This window comes from Mesorhizobium oxytropidicola (assembly GCF_056174625.1).
In genome coordinates, this window is record NZ_CM149692.1 from 4,600,737 (window position 1) to 4,615,449 (window position 14,713).

19 protein-coding genes are annotated in these 14,713 nt (G+C 59.7%); 17 read left to right on the forward strand and 2 right to left on the reverse strand.

Going from position 1 to position 14,713, the window contains the following annotated elements:
* The first annotated feature begins 37 nt into the window (after positions 1-37).
* The 3 genes from AC0V8S_RS22960 to AC0V8S_RS22970 are packed head-to-tail and all read left to right on the forward strand — an operon-like array spanning position 38 to position 1,789.
* A complete protein-coding gene (locus tag AC0V8S_RS22960; RefSeq protein ID WP_244662013.1) occupies positions 38-235 on the forward strand; it encodes a hypothetical protein in 198 nt (65 codons plus the stop codon).
* Positions 172-585, forward strand: coding sequence for a DapH/DapD/GlmU-related protein (locus tag AC0V8S_RS22965; RefSeq protein WP_244661667.1), 414 nt, complete (start codon positions 172-174; stop codon positions 583-585). Before AC0V8S_RS22960 ends, AC0V8S_RS22965 begins: the two co-directional genes overlap by 64 nt.
* A gap of 46 nt (positions 586-631) precedes the next feature.
* Positions 632-1,789: an acyltransferase family protein gene (locus AC0V8S_RS22970; protein ID WP_475433535.1), complete on the forward strand. Its 1,158-nt coding sequence runs from the start codon at positions 632-634 to the stop codon at positions 1,787-1,789.
* Positions 1,790-1,946: 157 nt separating this feature from the next.
* Here the strand turns inward: AC0V8S_RS22970 and AC0V8S_RS22975 are convergent, their stop codons facing one another.
* Positions 1,947-2,462, reverse strand: coding sequence for a glycosyltransferase family 25 protein (locus tag AC0V8S_RS22975; protein ID WP_475433537.1), 516 nt, complete (start codon positions 2,460-2,462; stop codon positions 1,947-1,949).
* 372 nt (positions 2,463-2,834) lie between these two features.
* On the opposite strand from AC0V8S_RS22975, the gene AC0V8S_RS22980 reads away from it, so the two are divergent.
* Positions 2,835-3,023, forward strand: a complete 189-nt coding sequence (locus AC0V8S_RS22980; RefSeq protein WP_475433539.1) for a hypothetical protein — start codon at positions 2,835-2,837, stop codon at positions 3,021-3,023.
* Between the two features lie 192 nt (positions 3,024-3,215).
* Entirely contained in the window at positions 3,216-4,448 is a 1,233-nt protein-coding gene (locus tag AC0V8S_RS22985) for a tyrosine-type recombinase/integrase (RefSeq protein ID WP_475433541.1), read from the forward strand.
* 14 nt (positions 4,449-4,462) lie between these two features.
* Here AC0V8S_RS22985 and AC0V8S_RS22990 read toward each other — a convergent pair whose 3' ends face one another.
* Positions 4,463-5,224 (reverse strand): zinc-finger domain-containing protein, encoded by a 762-nt coding sequence (locus tag AC0V8S_RS22990; RefSeq protein ID WP_183459146.1) that lies wholly within the window; start codon positions 5,222-5,224, stop codon positions 4,463-4,465.
* Between the two features lie 104 nt (positions 5,225-5,328).
* Here AC0V8S_RS22990 and AC0V8S_RS22995 point away from each other — a divergent pair, with 104 nt between their 5' ends.
* The 12 genes from AC0V8S_RS22995 (at position 5,329) to AC0V8S_RS23050 (ending at position 14,488) form a co-directional block, all read left to right on the forward strand.
* A complete protein-coding gene (locus AC0V8S_RS22995; RefSeq protein ID WP_183459145.1) occupies positions 5,329-5,523 on the forward strand; it encodes a helix-turn-helix transcriptional regulator in 195 nt (64 codons plus the stop codon).
* Positions 5,524-5,665: 142 nt separating this feature from the next.
* The gene (locus tag AC0V8S_RS23000; RefSeq protein ID WP_183459143.1) at positions 5,666-6,184 is read left to right on the forward strand and encodes a hypothetical protein; all 519 of its coding nucleotides are present in this window, start codon (positions 5,666-5,668) and stop codon (positions 6,182-6,184) included.
* Positions 6,181-7,347, forward strand: a complete 1,167-nt coding sequence (locus tag AC0V8S_RS23005; protein WP_475433544.1) for a hypothetical protein — start codon at positions 6,181-6,183, stop codon at positions 7,345-7,347. Before AC0V8S_RS23000 ends, AC0V8S_RS23005 begins: the two co-directional genes overlap by 4 nt.
* Complete coding sequence (locus AC0V8S_RS23010) at positions 7,347-8,648, forward strand: AAA family ATPase (RefSeq protein WP_475438681.1); 1,302 nt, start codon at positions 7,347-7,349, stop codon at positions 8,646-8,648. The genes AC0V8S_RS23005 and AC0V8S_RS23010 overlap by 1 nt, the downstream gene beginning before the upstream one ends.
* A 363-nt stretch (positions 8,649-9,011) precedes the next feature.
* Positions 9,012-9,302 (forward strand): hypothetical protein, encoded by a 291-nt coding sequence (locus tag AC0V8S_RS23015; protein ID WP_183459137.1) that lies wholly within the window; start codon positions 9,012-9,014, stop codon positions 9,300-9,302.
* A gap of 2 nt (positions 9,303-9,304) precedes the next feature.
* Complete coding sequence (locus AC0V8S_RS23020) at positions 9,305-9,943, forward strand: helix-turn-helix domain-containing protein (RefSeq protein WP_183459135.1); 639 nt, start codon at positions 9,305-9,307, stop codon at positions 9,941-9,943.
* 200 nt (positions 9,944-10,143) lie between these two features.
* Positions 10,144-10,335, forward strand: coding sequence for a hypothetical protein (locus AC0V8S_RS23025; RefSeq protein WP_475433546.1), 192 nt, complete (start codon positions 10,144-10,146; stop codon positions 10,333-10,335).
* Positions 10,336-11,652, forward strand: coding sequence for a hypothetical protein (locus AC0V8S_RS23030; RefSeq protein ID WP_475433548.1), 1,317 nt, complete (start codon positions 10,336-10,338; stop codon positions 11,650-11,652).
* Between the two features lie 637 nt (positions 11,653-12,289).
* Positions 12,290-13,306: a hypothetical protein gene (locus AC0V8S_RS23035; protein WP_183459125.1), complete on the forward strand. Its 1,017-nt coding sequence runs from the start codon at positions 12,290-12,292 to the stop codon at positions 13,304-13,306.
* Positions 13,307-13,476: 170 nt separating this feature from the next.
* A complete protein-coding gene (locus tag AC0V8S_RS23040) occupies positions 13,477-13,758 on the forward strand; it encodes a hypothetical protein (RefSeq protein WP_183459124.1) in 282 nt (93 codons plus the stop codon).
* Between the two features lie 308 nt (positions 13,759-14,066).
* The gene (locus tag AC0V8S_RS23045) at positions 14,067-14,240 is read left to right on the forward strand and encodes a hypothetical protein (protein WP_475438682.1); all 174 of its coding nucleotides are present in this window, start codon (positions 14,067-14,069) and stop codon (positions 14,238-14,240) included.
* A gap of 77 nt (positions 14,241-14,317) precedes the next feature.
* Positions 14,318-14,488, forward strand: a complete 171-nt coding sequence (locus tag AC0V8S_RS23050) for a hypothetical protein (protein ID WP_183459121.1) — start codon at positions 14,318-14,320, stop codon at positions 14,486-14,488.
* Positions 14,489-14,713 lie beyond the last annotated feature (225 nt).

The window sequence follows — 14,713 nt, forward strand, 5'->3', positions numbered from 1 at the left end:
TCTGGGCTTTGGAGGTCATTCCCGCTGTGTGGCTGACGTGGCGCTCAGCGTTGGGGTCAAGGAACTGCTATTTGTCGATAGCAACGCCCGTCCGAATGAGGCTTTCGCCGGTTTTCCAGTAATCAGCGCCTTGCCCCCGATCTGGTCAACGGCTGGTTGTTGTTCCCAGCCATGGGCGACAATCTGCGCCGCAAGGGGATATGGAATGATCCGATCTTGCCGATCGCCACCCTGATCTCGCAGGCGGCTACGATTGGCACATTGGCCGAAATAGGCGAAGGGACGCTTGTCGCCCACCACGCGCATGTAGGCCCCGCAGCGCGCGTGGGTCGCGGTGTCATTGTAAACACTGGTGCAATCATCGAGCATGAATGCGAGGTGAGGGACTTTTCCCACGTATCGGTCAATGCAACCGTCGCCGGTCGTGCTCGGATAGGCTCGAACGTATTTGTCGGCGCAGGTGCAACAGTGATCGATGGAGTAACCATCTGTGATAATGTCATCATCGGGGCGGGCGCAACGGTGACCGACAATATCGATGTGGCTGGTACCTATGTCGGGACACCCGCTCGGCTCATGAGATGAGCTGATATTCTGGACTTATTTCGGCTTGTGCTGATACGGGTAGGAAATGTCCGAATCAACTGATAAATATAGGAACAATTCTCTTGACGGTCTTCGGGGCATAGCATCGGCGTCGGTTATTTTCTATCACGCAATACTCTATCACCAGGCTCTGATAAACAAGGTGCTGATGCCGCCAATACAGCAACTGAATACGTTTGGGGACATCGCGACTAAGGTCGTGCTCGCACTTTTCAACGGGAGCAATGCAGTCCTGCTCTTTTTTGTTCTCAGCGGCTTTGTGCTCCGGCTGTCGCTCGAGCGGCATGACGGCAGTCCAGGCGTCGTCATTGTGAATTTTATCCTGCGGCGACTTTGTAGGCTGTATCCTGCGATGTTCTTCTGCATGGCGTGTTTTCTGGCTCTGGCGATTCTCTATCAGAAGATGGGTTGGTCAGGATTTCCAGCCCCCAACCTAACAGACCCGCTGCTCAACGCTTTGCTTTTCAAGATCAGCTGGCACGGTCCGTCAGGCACTATCCAGGCAGAGTTTCTGGCAGTGCCGTTCATCCTTGCCGCGTTCTTTGTAGGTCGCATACTTGGTTCATTTGCATTGCTCACTTGCGTGGTTTATTCGATCTTTGCTTTTGGCGATCCGGAAATGGTCCTCTGGGCTCCAAACATGCACAGTTGGCTATCCGCGTTCATGGTCGGGATGCTGGTCGCCGATAAGCGTTTGAAACCGTTCTTCTCAGACGCGACGGGGGCGGCGCTTACTCTGCTCTGCGTCGCGTACTTTGTCCTGAGGGCTGCCACCAATATGGGCAGCGTCCAGAGCGCGATAGGGCAGACCGTGATCTGCGGAGGCCTTGTCGGTGCTGTCTATTACGCGTCGCCGAAGCTGGCAGTGATTCGCTTTCTAAACTGGCACCCGGTCCTGTTTTTGGGGCGTATCAGCTATAGCCTTTATCTGCTCAACGTCCTTGGTTTGTTTGTTGCGTGGTCGATCGCAGCCCCTCTAGACGTATACCCAACGCATCCGCTTTTGACCGGATTGATCGTCGGGAGTGTTGTGCTGCTAATTACCATTCCGTTCGCGGCATTCTCCGAGCGCATCTTCGAGCAAGGAGGCATTTGGCTCGGTCGGAAGCTAACTCGGAGATCACCCACGCGCCCGCAAGATTCCGCCGTTCACATTCCGGCCAGCGCCAGCCCTAGTCCTTAGAGGGAGAGGCAGGCGGGAGAGAATTAATTGGTCAGCGCCATCCGTTAGACGTTGCTGCCGCCTAGGCGCACAGCGTCAACTTTCTCTGCTGCTTGAAAAAATGGCCTGTTGTGGAAGTACCAGAAAACGCGCGCAACCTCTGCTCTGCACCTATCGATCATCCGCTTGTTGACGTGGACTCTCGGGGCAACTTGGACCAGGCTTTGGGGCATTTTGCCACCCAAAAATGAGCCTGCATGCACAGAGCCGGGGTTAGCTGGTAAATTGTGTTTCGAGCAGCTGTCATCTGATTTGGGCTAAAGAGGGCAACGTCGACCGCGACCTTGGGGCGTTCAGTGCTGTTGAATAGCTTCTGCGCCGCTTTTTTGGAAACGACGTAACCGCATGCCCCTAAGTGCTGCCCCAGAAGCAGCCGGGCTGAGTATGCTCCCGCAACGGCAAAGTGCTGGCTGCCCAGCCTCACTCGATTGAAGAATGTTTCGAGTTTAATGATGTCGGCATTCGGCGGGATCCAACTACTGTCAGCAAGCATCGACCCGGCGTCCTGGCTAAAAACAACATCGTCCTCGAATACGGCGCCGAATTCATCAGGGCCGTCTGCTATTATTTTCCAGCAGAGCCGATGACTGAGAAAACAACAAACCTCAGTCGCGGTGAGCGGGGGGCGCTTCAAACGGGAGCCCTTCGTTCACGTCAACCCCAGCTACGCGCTCGAAGGCTACCCCAATACGAGAAAATTCAGATTTGACGGCAGCAAGCCGATCAACTGACCGGTCAAGATTAATCACCAAACATTTCATCGTCGCCCCCCGCAACCTACAACTGAATTATAAGCAATATTGGCGCCGCTTCAGCGGCATATATGCTCCCAGTGGGGATCTATAACCGCAGCCAAGATGTTCCCGCAACCTTTGTTCGGTTCCAAAAATCAAACGGCTACTGTTTTCGCTTTTCGTGGTCCCATCCTGCTCCGGTTCGTAAACCCCGCAAGGATCAGCCATGGACCGCAGCGCCTTTATGCCGCTCTTCGCTCTCGCACTCGGGCGTGTTCGGCACCAGCCTTTCACCGGCCCAAGTCGCCGGCATCAAGGGCATTCTTGACGGTTTCCTGACCCATGGGGATGGACGAGCCAAGACCCTGGCCTATGCCCTTGCCACCACTGTCCACGAGACGGGATCGCACATGATGCCGGTTCGGGAGGGCTTCTCGATGAACGTCACGCAAATTGATTAGCGTATTCAAGTCATAGCCAAATATCTGGCGGAGGGAGTGTCCGTCTCCGCCTAATCCAAGGCGTTCCGAGAGCTTCCCATACCCCGGCCAAAACCCTTGCAAAGTATGCATTTGAGCGCTCATAGCGTCTAAGGGTGTCTTGCAAAGTCCCGGATCAAGTTGTACGTAGACTTGTTCGCAGGGAGAGTTCGAATGCAAATCAACCGCCTGTCCGTCGCCGCCGTAAACGCAAAGACCAAGCCCGGCCTTTATGCCGACGGCATGGGCCTTTACCTCCAGGTTTCCTCCGGCGGCGCCAAGAGCTGGATCTTCCGCTATATGCTCGCCGGCCGGCCGCGCAAGATGGGCCTGGGCTCTGTCAACACCGTGACGTTGAAGCTGGCGCGGGAACGGGCAGGGGAGGCGCGGCTAAAGCTCCTCGATGCCGACGACCCGATCGAGCAGCGCAAGGCTGAGCGACTGGAGAAGCTGGCGGCGTCGGCAACCGTGCTGACCTTTGAGGAATCGGCCGAGGCCTATATCAAGGCGCATCGCTCGGGGTGGAAAAACATCAAGCATGCTGCTCAGTGGAAGGCCACGCTGGAGGCCTACGCTTATCCTCAGTTCGGGAGTTTCGCAGTCTCGCGCGTCGACACGGCGCTGGTGTTGAAGGCGCTGGAGGCCATCTGGACCACAAAGCCTGAGACCGCAACGCGGGTGAGGGGACGCATCGAGAGCATTCTCGATTGGGCGACGGCGCGCGGCTACCGCCAGGGCGAGAACCCGGCCCGGTGGCGGGGCCATCTCGACAAGTTGCTGCCGGCCCGCAGCAAGGTTGCCAAGGTGAAGCATCACGCCGCGCTGCCCTATCCAGAGATCGGCGAGTTCGTGAACACATTGCGGCCGATGGAAGGCGTCAGCCCCAAGGCGCTTGAGTTCGCCATCTTGACGGCCACTCGAACCGGCGAAGTCGTCGGCGCTCGCTGGAGTGAGATCGACACCGAGAACGCGCTGTGGACCATCCCCGGCGACCGCATGAAGGCCGGCAAGGAACACCGCGTTCCGCTGTCCGATCGCGCTCTCGAAATCCTCGAGAGCCTGCCTCGCGAGAAGGGGAACGATTCCGTGTTCATCGGCGAGAAGGGCGGCAAGCCGCTTTCGAACATGGCGTTGCTGATGACGCTCCGCCGGATGGAACGCGCTGACCTGACCGCGCACGGCTTCCGCAGCACGTTCCGCGACTGGGCCGCCGAGCAGACGGCATACCCGAACGAACTGCTTGAAATGGCGCTGGCGCACACTGTCAGCGACAAGACCGAAGCTGCCTATCGCCGCGGCGACATGATGGAGAAGCGCCGCCGGCTTATGGCCGACTGGGCCGCTTTCTGCAGCACGGTGAAGTCGGCGGCGTCGGGCAACGTTACGCCTATCAAGGCGCGGGCTTGAGAGACGGCAGAAGGTCAGAATCCGGCGAGACGGCGCGCCTCGATGCGCTTCTGGCGTAGGTGGGATCCGACGCGACACTTGTTGCTGCAGAAGCGGGCGGTAACGGGCTTCCCGCCGCGCTTTCGCGCGTCACCGACATGCATTGTTGTCCCACAATTAGCGCATAAGCGCCGTGCAGAAGGTACAGACCGGCCTTCGCCGAAACTGCACCACATGTCATACTTTAGAAGAGCGAGGATGGACGGCAGTTCGGTGACCCAAAGCGCTCCCGACATTGGCCGCAAGACAGCGCGAGTTGCCAGCGTGCCGCTTATCGCCGACAAAAACCCCTCGCTGTCGTCGCTCGCGCTGTAGTCCACGAGCGCAGCGATGTCACGAATGTAGCCATCTGCAAAGACCTGGGGGAGTGATTGCGCGTGGGGTAGCTCGACGTGGCCTGCGTGGTCGCTGCCACAGGAGGGATTGAAGAAAGCGCCAATTGGCAACATACCTGCCGCTTGGTCGATCGGCCCGAACTCCGTCATGAAGCGGCATAGATCATCAAGGGATTTAACGCGGCGAAGCTTGCGCGACGCCCTTCTCCACGCTTCTCCGGTCTTACCAGGCGCGATGCCATAGACGACTGGAACCACCTTCGCTGACCTGCCTTCGATGCACCTGCCGGAAGGGCCTAGAGAGGCCATGTCGGATGGCGGATGGCCGTAATCCTTGATCTCGTACCCGGCCGTGTCACGCCAGAGCTGGACGGTGCGGACTGTTGCCTGTTTCGCTGTCATATCGAAGCTTCGTTTTAACGGCAATTTTAACGATAACAGCCGTGCAATTACCCTGCGTTACGTGTCTAGTCAAGGCCAAGGCAAACCACGAAAGAGATGAGGCCATGCAGACAATTCTCAGGCGACATGAAGTTGAACGGGTTACGGGGCTGCCACGCTCTACGATCTACGCGCGCATCAAAGAAGGAACGTTCCCGAAACAGGTCAAACTGTCGGCCAAATCAGTCGGGTGGCTGGAGCGGGATATAGCGGCTTGGCAGCAAGCGCGCATCGAAGCGCGCGACGCTTTCGCGGCATGACAAAGAAAAACGCCGATCGCTGAGAGGACGACCGGCGGGGACTTAGGGAGCACCGAGGGCACTGAAGAACGTCCTAGGAATAAAAGCCTAGACCCGCTTTGTCAATCTCCGCGTCCGGCCTGCATCAGAGGCAGTCCGACCAATGTTGAACGTCCGATCAAATCCCGCAAAAAATAACAAGGCGCCGCGCGGCGTATTCATCTTCGCTCATGACGGCACTGCCGCCTTTCACCAAGGGCTGACCGCAGGCATCGCCACGCAAGGCGCCGACACCCGCTTCGGTGCGATCCTGACCGCCGTGCGCGACCACGGTGTCGTGTTGGCAATGCTGCCGCCATGGGGACAGCCGTTCAGGCTGCCCACAGGCAGGCCTGTCATCGCGCTGGCTGAAGACCTCGCCTCTGGAGCATCTGGCCCCGGTGCCTTCCACCGAGCATCGCTGCGGCGGGCCTTGAAAATGGCCGCTAATATTGTCGTTCAATCTTCCCAAGCTCCCGAACTTTATGTTGTCGCTGCAATCGCCGCGGCCAGAGGCGAACATGTGTTTCTGGTCGACACCGGACCGAAGCAGGAAGCCCAGTGGGTCGAAACAATCAAAGCGCTAGCGCCGGGGCGTCAGGTCCTCCTGATCTGCGAGAAGCCGCAAGGGGGCATCCAATGACCGACGAAGAACTCCTTGAGACAGCGGGCCAGTGTCTGCGCAACGACTTCACGCCGTTTTTCGGGGTCGACAAAGTGTGTTCGACGCCCGGCTGGCCGGCCAAGACCCCAACCGACAGAACGCTGCGGGGTATGCTTCGCAAGCCGCAATTCATCGTCGACAAGGGTGGGCCGGCGAAGCGCTGGAACAGAAAGACCGAGCGCTATGAGCAAGGTTGGTGGATGCCGCCCCGGTCGGTCGCGCTGCGGCTGGACGGCATTGGTGTGCTCGACTTTGATACCGACCATCCCGACATCGAGAACGTAGCGCGGCCGGTGCTGGAAGCGGTACCGGCTTTATACGATGCTCCGGTGCGCCTTGGATCCGGGCTTAAGGAAGCGTGGTTCTTCCGCGTCGGCGAAGACGCAGATGATATCTACCGACTGCCGAACAGGCGGTGGATAGCCCCTGGCGATGATCCGGATGACCCTGGCGTCGACACGCACCAGGTTGAAATATTTGGCGGCGGCGGCGAGTACAGATGGCGCGAAGACGGCACGTACAGGCAGCCGAAAAGGTACTTCGGCGCTTTCGGTGCACACACGGTCGAGACGGCGACGGGTAAAGTCCTGAAGTCCTACCGCTGGGTTGAGGACTACTCGCCGCTGACGGCGCCCCGCGCCGAACTGCCGCTACTGTCGAAAGCCGACCTGTTCAAGGCGCAAGACGTGTCGGAAGCCGCATTCAAGGATCTCGGCTGGCGCGAGGCACCTGGTGGTGCTGGTGGTGGCAGCCTGTCCGGACAGATGGTCCGGGTCTACGACCTGACGCACGACATGGACATCGATGGCCACACGCTGGCGCGTCTATACGAGATGGCCGAGAGCGGCGAGATAGGCGGCGGCATCCGCACGCCGATCAGCCCGGTGCCGTGGTTACGCAAAAGCAGCCGCAGCGGGGCATCCTGCTGCCTTACCGTGGCGTCCAACGGTGCGCCGGCCATTGTCGACTGGCAGGAAAACACGCTGCATCTACCGGCGAGCCTGCAGCCGGGCGATGCCAGCGCCCTCGCGGAGAAACTGCAGAAGCTGATCGGAGCCCGGCAAATCGATGTTGTCGATCTCTTGGCTGGCACTTTTGGTGGAGCTGGTCACGGAAGTAGCCAGAAAGAGAGTTGGGCGTGATGATAATCGCTAAGGGAGCGGTGCAGCCAGACCAAGAGGTCAAGGGCGCCGCGATGGAACTGCTTAGGCAGTTGATGTCAAACAAGCTTGACGGCGGTCAGAAGCAGCAGGCGGCGCCGCCCGAGCCGCCGAAGGCTCTGGATATCGAGGTGTGGAGCGCTGCTGGCATCGACGCGACCAAGATACCGCCGCGCGAGTTTCTCCTCGGCAACGTCTTCGCGCGCACTTTCGTCAGCTCTTTGTTCGCCGACGGCGCCACCGGCAAGACAACGCTCCGGATCGCGCAGGCGCTTGCACTGGCGAGCGGGCGGCGATTGACCGAAGAGTGTGTCCACAAGCGCTGCAACGTGCTGCTGATGTGTTTCGAAGATGACGCGGACGAGCTGAAGCGACGCGTCGCGGCAGCCAGGATGCACCACAAGATAACGGACGAAGAGATTGGGGACCGCCTGCATCTGGCGACGCCTGGTCTGTCCGCAGGCAAGCTTATGGTCATCGACCCCGGTACGAGGCAGCCGGCGCTTTCGAACCTGGCCCCGACGGTGGAGCAGTTGGTCACCAAATACAGAATCGATCTGGTCATCCTCGACCCGCTGAAGAAAATCCACGGCGTCGAAGAGAACAGCAACGACCACATGGACGCCGTCGTTCAGACTCTGACCGACATGGCCTCGCGTCTCAATATCGCGATCGACTTGCCTCATCATATGGCCAAGGGGACGCCAGACCCCGGCAACGCCAACCGGGGGCGGGGCGCTTCAGCGCTTAAGGATGCGATCCGACTTGGCTACACGATGACGCATATGTCAGCAGAGGAAGCGAAAGCGTTCCACATCCCCGAAGATGATCGCAAGCAGTATGTCCGTGTCGACCCGGCGAAGGTCAACATCGCCAGGCAAGGGCGGAGTGCGCAGTGGTTCAAGCTGATCAGCCAGAACATCGGCAACGGAACGCACGAATACCCCAACGGCGACGATGTGCAGGCTATAGTGCCGTGGACGCCGCCGGACCTAATGGCCGGCATGGATGGCGTCACCTGCCACCGCATTTTGATGGAAATACGCGACGGCCTCGAGAACGGCGAGCGCTACACCGACGCATCGCGGGCTACCGATCGCTGCGTATCGGTCGCGTTCGGAATGCATGTGCAGAACAAATCGGCTTCCGACGCGCGCCAGATCGTCGGCAAGTGGATAAAGGATGGCGTCGTGCGCGTCGAGGATTACAAGAGCCCCGTGACGCGAAAGACCTTGAAAGGGCTGTTTGTCAGCCGTGTTTTGGCGGAGCCTGAAAATGCGTGATTGCAACCCAAGGTGTTGCGCTATTGAATTTTTTCAATCGCGCATCAATAGCGCAAAGTCGTCTGCTCTATTGACCGATTGGCGCTAGTAAAAAGCAATGGCGCAGCAGGCGCGCATTGCCATTTTTTCCATAGCGCACCAATCGCACGCCGTCGATGGCTACACCACGGCAATACAACCTGACGGTTGCGAAAAACAAGGCAGTCCCCCGGCGAAACCGAACGGCCGATGACAGCTCGAAAACAGGACTGAACGATATGGATTGCGTCACCTACCTGAAACATATGCTAGCCCTCCTAAACGCCAAGGTTCGCAAGCCAGAGCCCGCGCCAAAGGTGCCGAAGCGGCTCCGAGCGCTGGGTCATGCTGAGCCACGTCGCCCTGAGCCGTATCGCGCCGACACGGTCGGTCCACAGCCGCGGGCAGAGTGAAAGGATGGCTACGTCCCCTCCTGGCGACGACGATGCCAGCCCGCTGGAGTTGCTGCTTCGCGATTTAGAGCAGCAGCTTCGGAACGCAACGGCGGCCCCGGCCAAGCCCGACGAAAGTGCGCACATGGCGGAGATGGATCTGAAGCTTCGGCTGTTACTCAAGGACGTGGAACGGCGGCTCCAGGGCGCGCCGGCTACCCCGGCCAAGCCCACCGGCCGGTGAAAATGGCCACGCGCGACAAGCCACCGACAGCGGCACCGCGAGGCCAGCCAGCGGACCGTAAAGTCTATAGGATTAAAGCACACCCAAAAGGCGGGCGCGCTCGCGCGCCCACGCGCGCGAAGCCCATCAACAACACTGGTAAAGGTTATTTCGCCCCCGGTAACCAAGGCCGGCAGCCGACCTACCGCCCAGAGGCCGCGAACCTCGCCGAGCGCGGCGCTACATTGGCCGAGATCGCTGCCGAGCTGGGATGCACTATCCGCACGGTCTCTCGGTGGCGGTTGGCCTATGCAGACTTCCGTGAGGCGCTCGATCGGGGCCGCGAGCGACGCGCGGCCGAGCTGGCCGCCGCCGACCGGGCCAAGGTTGCGGAAGCACAGCGCCAGCAGGTCGAGGCCAAAGCCGCCGGCGAAGCAACCGTTCGCGAGGCCGCACTGGCGCTGAATGAGATGCTGAAGGACTTCGCCAAGCCCGATGCCGCGGCGCAAGGCCCGGCGCCTGCCGACCCTGCTGTACGCCTCTCCGATCGCATAGCAGCCAGGCGCCAGCTGCCAGAGCCCGCTGCCGAAGAGCCGCAAGGTTGGCAAGATGAAAGTGCCGGCGACCCTCTACCGTTGGATGATCCCCGGGATAACTGGTGACCTTTCTGCCCGCCTCTTGGCCTCAAGGAATCGTTATACGGAGGGTATGTCCGCCAAGACCGTATGGTACTTGGGCTACAAGCAACGATCCTTGCCATTTACGTACAAATTAGCGTACAATGCGAAGGCAATTTGGAGCTTAAATCATGCCCGCAACCAGCGCCCTGGCAGCCCCACAAAACGACCACGGCAGAACCTGAATGGCTGTCATCGTAAAAAGCGTCGCACAGGTCGCCCCGCAGCCGGGCGTTGCTGACAAGGCGCTCGACGACGCACGTTCCCCCGGCGGCAAGCCCGCCGACGCCTTGGCCGAACATGCCGCGCGGTGGTTTACTCAGGACCTTGCCCGCATTGCCGCTTACCTCGCAACCAGACGAAGAGTGACCCCATGAATGCCAGGACCACCGAAGCCGGGGCCGACGCAGAAGAGCGAGCCGTTTTCGCTCGTCTTCAGGAAAGCAAAAGCGGGCGCGTTGCCGACAATTCAGCCACCGCCGGACGGCGCGGGAGCGCCTGCGCAGCCGGCCGATGGCGATCAGCGCGGCATATCGGGGCCTATCGAGCAGCCCGCGACCGAATTCAAGACCTATGGCCCGGGCGAGGTGACCCCGCTGGACGAGCTGCTGCGGCCGGCCGAGACCACGCCGGCCGTGGACGCCACGGCGTTGGGTGATGAGGTGGCGCGGCGGCAGGCCGTGGTCGACCGGCTCGAAACCGACGTCGCGAAAACAAGACAGCGCCTCGCAGAGCTGGACGGCAGCCGGGCAGATGTCGTTCTGAACGGCGGCGATCTCGACGCGCTGCACAGCGGTCTGCGAGACGCCGAGCAGCTGGTCAAGACCCTTGAAGCGGGGCTAGCGCCGGCGCGGGCCGTGCTTGCGAAAGCCCAGGCAGCCGCCGGCAAGGCGGCGCTGGAGAGGCAAGCCGCGGCGGCCAGGGCTGAGCACTACGGCCCCGCGGCAGAGGCTTTGCAGACCATGTACAAGCTGCTGGCCGGCGTCTGTCACAGCGCACTGGTGCTTGAGCAGCACGCGCTTGCCATCGAGGGGATGAACCAGCAGGCGCTTGGAAACGACCGCCGTGACCTGGTGATCGACATGGACATCCTGCGCAGGGCCGTACTCGACACGATCGGCACCCGGCATGCCAGCATCGTGGTTCCTGTCCGCACGGGCGAAACCGACGAGGCGTTCGAAGCCAGGCTATGGTCCGTGGTTGCCTCGAATGCCGGGGTCGCACCGAACGGCAAGAAAGAGCGTGGCACGACCGTGAGCGCAGCTGTGCTCGCCGAATGCCGCGCCATGCATGTCGAGCGGCGCGCGAACGAGGGTGACGATGCCTACAGTGCTCGTCGTTGGGCCGCAGTGGCCGGCGCCCTGCGTTTGCAACTAACCAACGGCGAAACCGAGGCCGACCACCGCGAACGGTTGCGCTACGCGCTGGCGAGGCGGCTTAACGTCGATCGCAAAGGCGAGAGTGACGAGGCCTACCAGCTCCGGCTTGCCAACGCCCATAGCGCTCTCGTGACGGCGCGCGAGCAATCGGATCCACTCCGGGCGGTCGGCGAAAAAGCCCTTGCCGCCATCAAGCGGCATGCCCTTGGTCTCGAAAAGATCGCGCTTCATCGCCAACACGCGGAAGTACGGGAACTCCGTCCGATGTCCGGCGACACCGACCTCATGCGGCGCTACGGCCGCCGGAGCGACTGAATGATTGGCCGCCGGAGCTAGTCACCGGCATGGCGGCAGCGGCCCTGGCGTCCCTGATAACGGCCTACTGGTCCGATATCTGGCGCGTGCTGCGGGGCGGGTGATCAAATGATGATGTGGATCCGATTGCGCACGCATGAGGGCTTTTTATGCACTTAGACACAGAAAAGGCAGAGTCTAGGCCGCTCAATACGCAGCCAATGATTGATTTCCGTCCGACGTTGGACTACGCCGCTCAAGTTGAGAGCAGGTGGGGGACTATGGGGTACTGGGAGATGTTGCCGCAGCAATGCCCTCCGGCGGACGCTGCCGATATAGAAATAGCCGAAGCATACCGCCTAGTGGGAGCAAATCCCCCAGCGAAGGAGCACTTCGCCTCACACGCGAAAAAGGGCAAGACGAGACCACCGACAGTTGATGCATGCTCGTGGGCTTCATGTTCACTTTTTACGTCACTTTCGCATGTCAAAAATATGCATAGCCTTCCGAAAATTCGAGACGCAGGATCGCCCTTCGTGGCGAAGCTAGCGGTACCGACCGGCGCCGGCATGTCCAGAACCAAAGGCAAGCATATCGATTTTTGGATGTATGATAGCTTTGATCCGTGCTCGGCTACCATTCAAGTCGAGCCGGTCTGATGCCGATCCATCGTAGATCTGCCATATACGACGCCACCTTGGTTTACGTGGATGAACCTCAGGTGATTACCCTAGTTTCCCAGAAGACGCGCGTGGTCGCTATCGCGATACCGTATGGCAATCCGGATAGCTCGATGTTCCTCGCTACGACTGCGAATGATCGAGACTGGACCAAGTATCTGGATGGGACGGTCGATCTGCGTTACCTGTTCACATTCCCGACAGTGCGGGTGCAGTATCATTTCGACTTGAACCATCTGAAAGATGGCAAGGTCATGATGACCCCCTGGGAAGGCGAGATAGACGAGCGGTATCTGCCGCTGCCACGGTTCTTCTCGACAAATCATACGGAAGAATACAAGGCTGACGACCGCGCGAGCGACACTGAAAAACTCGTCATCGATGGCGAATGGGAATTGCAGGATTTCGGCCAGTTTCAACAGAAGTATGCCGATGTTTATGCCTTCATCATTGCCACGAATACCTGGAGTTCGGCGAGTGCGACGCTCGCGTCAAAACGCAGGGTGAAAGAGGCATTCTTGGACCGACCCTTCCGAGGTGGCTTTAGCTATGTGCACCTTTTTCGGGACCTGAGCGAGAACGTTCCTCGAAGCGAGCAGCTAAATCTCAGCAAAATAAAATATGAATCGCCGGGACATGTCGAAATTTTCGGTAACGAGGATGTTTTCGACCACCTCCACAACATTATACCAAATTTTCTCCATAAACGGGCGCTTCTAGGCGCAAAGTATCGATCTTTCCACCAGTACCTCTCAGAGAACCATTACTTTAAAATTGAAGGGCAGCTTTACCCAAAAGGCGACCCCACTGAGAAGTTTATGAAGAGCAGGGCGGGCGAACTCGCAAATGAGATGCTGGCACCAAACTTCGAAGCAGTGTGGGATCTAACTGACCAGAATGCGCTAGTGGCTGCAAAGGTCGTCTTGTCTTTCTACCGTCGCCTGAATGATGCGGCTACCTACTTCGCGCAGGGGCGGATTGCTTACAGCGATTGATATCGAACTGCCGCCGCAACCAACCCCTCCGCCGCTCGTTGACCTGCGCTGGTTGATCCCAGCACCCGGACCCTGGCCCGCCCGTGATCCCATTCCGGGCGGGCTTTTTCATATTAAGCGGCTGGTTTCAACGCTGGCAGCCTCCTCGCTGCTAACAGGAGGAATTTTCCATGAACTTCAAGATGCTCACGATGGGCGCGATGGCGCTTGCAATGATGACCGGCTCGGCGCTCGCCGCTGGCAACACATCCGCACTCGACGATCCGGCAAAGATGTCGCCGTTCTTCACCGATGCCGGTATGAAAACGTTGAGGTCGGAAAAGGATTTCAAGACCGCATGGACGGCCATGAAACCCGACGAGCAGAAGGCGGTGTTGAAAGACTGCGGCGATACCACGATTAACAAGTCGCACGCGGATTTCTGTGCGATGGCAAAGATGATGGGTGGCTGAATTTAGCCTGAAAGTCGAAGGCGGGCAGCGTGCCCGCCTTCTGACACCCGGGGTTGGCAGCGTCAAGCGGCTGCGGCGCCTTCGTGGCGATGAGCGCCATACCGATGTCCTGGCGATAGGTTGCTGGATGACGGTGCGCTAGTTCGCCAAGCTCCCTACAAGCAGCATGACGTGCACAAGGACTATCTCGCGCTGATGTCGCCTTCCAATGTCGTGCCGCTGGCGGATCCGGCGCCGCCCGACACTCGAGCGATTCCCCGCGCGGGCACCTGTCCGACGGACAGAAGCTCGCCATCGGCCGCTGGCTGCTGCACAACAAGGCGTCGCTTCCGCACGGTCATTTCGGGCCTTGGCTCGACAAGCAGGAAGGGCTTTCCCGGAGCATGGCCTCACAATGCATGCGGCTGGCCACAGGCTGGCGCCACGACGCTTCGCAGGCCGGCAGCTCGACAGGACCGGTACCGCACCTAGGTAGGGCTTAGATCCTCTGTACGAGCCTTACAATTCTCGCGGAACAAGCGCCTGATGAGTGCGTTTGGCCGTTCAGGAGATTGTGCTGATGGCCGATGAACAGGACGAAGCACGCACCAAACAGATCGATTTTATCGTTAGGCGGCTGGTGGCTGAGGCAGGCATTACCGAAGCGCAAGCTCGTGATCTTGTCGCCATTCTTGGCGCGTACAGTTGGTCATCGCTGTTGCGAGAGGCGCGGATGATTAAGGGCCGGTAACTGACCTAGCGCCCGATGATATGGTTGACCATGGCCTCGTCGGGCTCAGTGCCGGTGAAGTCCTGAAAGAGCGATTTGGCATGCGCCGCCCAATGCTCTTCAGCCATGTTCAACTCTCTTACCGATTTCCTGAAAGCCTCACGCACAATGTCGAAGTCGAAGGCCGAAATGTGTCTGTCCGTCCCGTTCGCGTCCATAATGGCAGCCCTCACGCAACCAAAATAC

Excerpts from the sequence above, each read along its gene's own strand:
- AC0V8S_RS22965 (WP_244661667.1), top strand. The coding sequence starts at position 172 with ATGGGCGACAATCTGCGCCGCAAGGGGATATGGAATGATCCGATCTTG.
- AC0V8S_RS22970 (WP_475433535.1), top strand. The coding sequence starts at position 632 with ATGTCCGAATCAACTGATAAATATAGGAACAATTCTCTTGACGGTCTT.
- AC0V8S_RS22985 (WP_475433541.1), top strand. The coding sequence starts at position 3,216 with ATGCAAATCAACCGCCTGTCCGTCGCCGCCGTAAACGCAAAGACCAAG.
- AC0V8S_RS22990 (WP_183459146.1), bottom strand. The coding sequence starts at position 5,224 with ATGACAGCGAAACAGGCAACAGTCCGCACCGTCCAGCTCTGGCGTGAC.
- AC0V8S_RS22995 (WP_183459145.1), top strand. The coding sequence starts at position 5,329 with ATGCAGACAATTCTCAGGCGACATGAAGTTGAACGGGTTACGGGGCTG.
- AC0V8S_RS23000 (WP_183459143.1), top strand. The coding sequence starts at position 5,666 with ATGTTGAACGTCCGATCAAATCCCGCAAAAAATAACAAGGCGCCGCGC.
- AC0V8S_RS23005 (WP_475433544.1), top strand. The coding sequence starts at position 6,181 with ATGACCGACGAAGAACTCCTTGAGACAGCGGGCCAGTGTCTGCGCAAC.
- AC0V8S_RS23010 (WP_475438681.1), top strand. The coding sequence starts at position 7,347 with ATGATAATCGCTAAGGGAGCGGTGCAGCCAGACCAAGAGGTCAAGGGC.
- AC0V8S_RS23015 (WP_183459137.1), top strand. The coding sequence starts at position 9,012 with ATGCTGAGCCACGTCGCCCTGAGCCGTATCGCGCCGACACGGTCGGTC.
- AC0V8S_RS23020 (WP_183459135.1), top strand. The coding sequence starts at position 9,305 with ATGGCCACGCGCGACAAGCCACCGACAGCGGCACCGCGAGGCCAGCCA.
- AC0V8S_RS23025 (WP_475433546.1), top strand. The coding sequence starts at position 10,144 with ATGGCTGTCATCGTAAAAAGCGTCGCACAGGTCGCCCCGCAGCCGGGC.
- AC0V8S_RS23030 (WP_475433548.1), top strand. The coding sequence starts at position 10,336 with ATGCCAGGACCACCGAAGCCGGGGCCGACGCAGAAGAGCGAGCCGTTT.
- AC0V8S_RS23035 (WP_183459125.1), top strand. The coding sequence starts at position 12,290 with ATGCCGATCCATCGTAGATCTGCCATATACGACGCCACCTTGGTTTAC.
- AC0V8S_RS23040 (WP_183459124.1), top strand. The coding sequence starts at position 13,477 with ATGAACTTCAAGATGCTCACGATGGGCGCGATGGCGCTTGCAATGATG.
- AC0V8S_RS23050 (WP_183459121.1), top strand. The coding sequence starts at position 14,318 with ATGGCCGATGAACAGGACGAAGCACGCACCAAACAGATCGATTTTATC.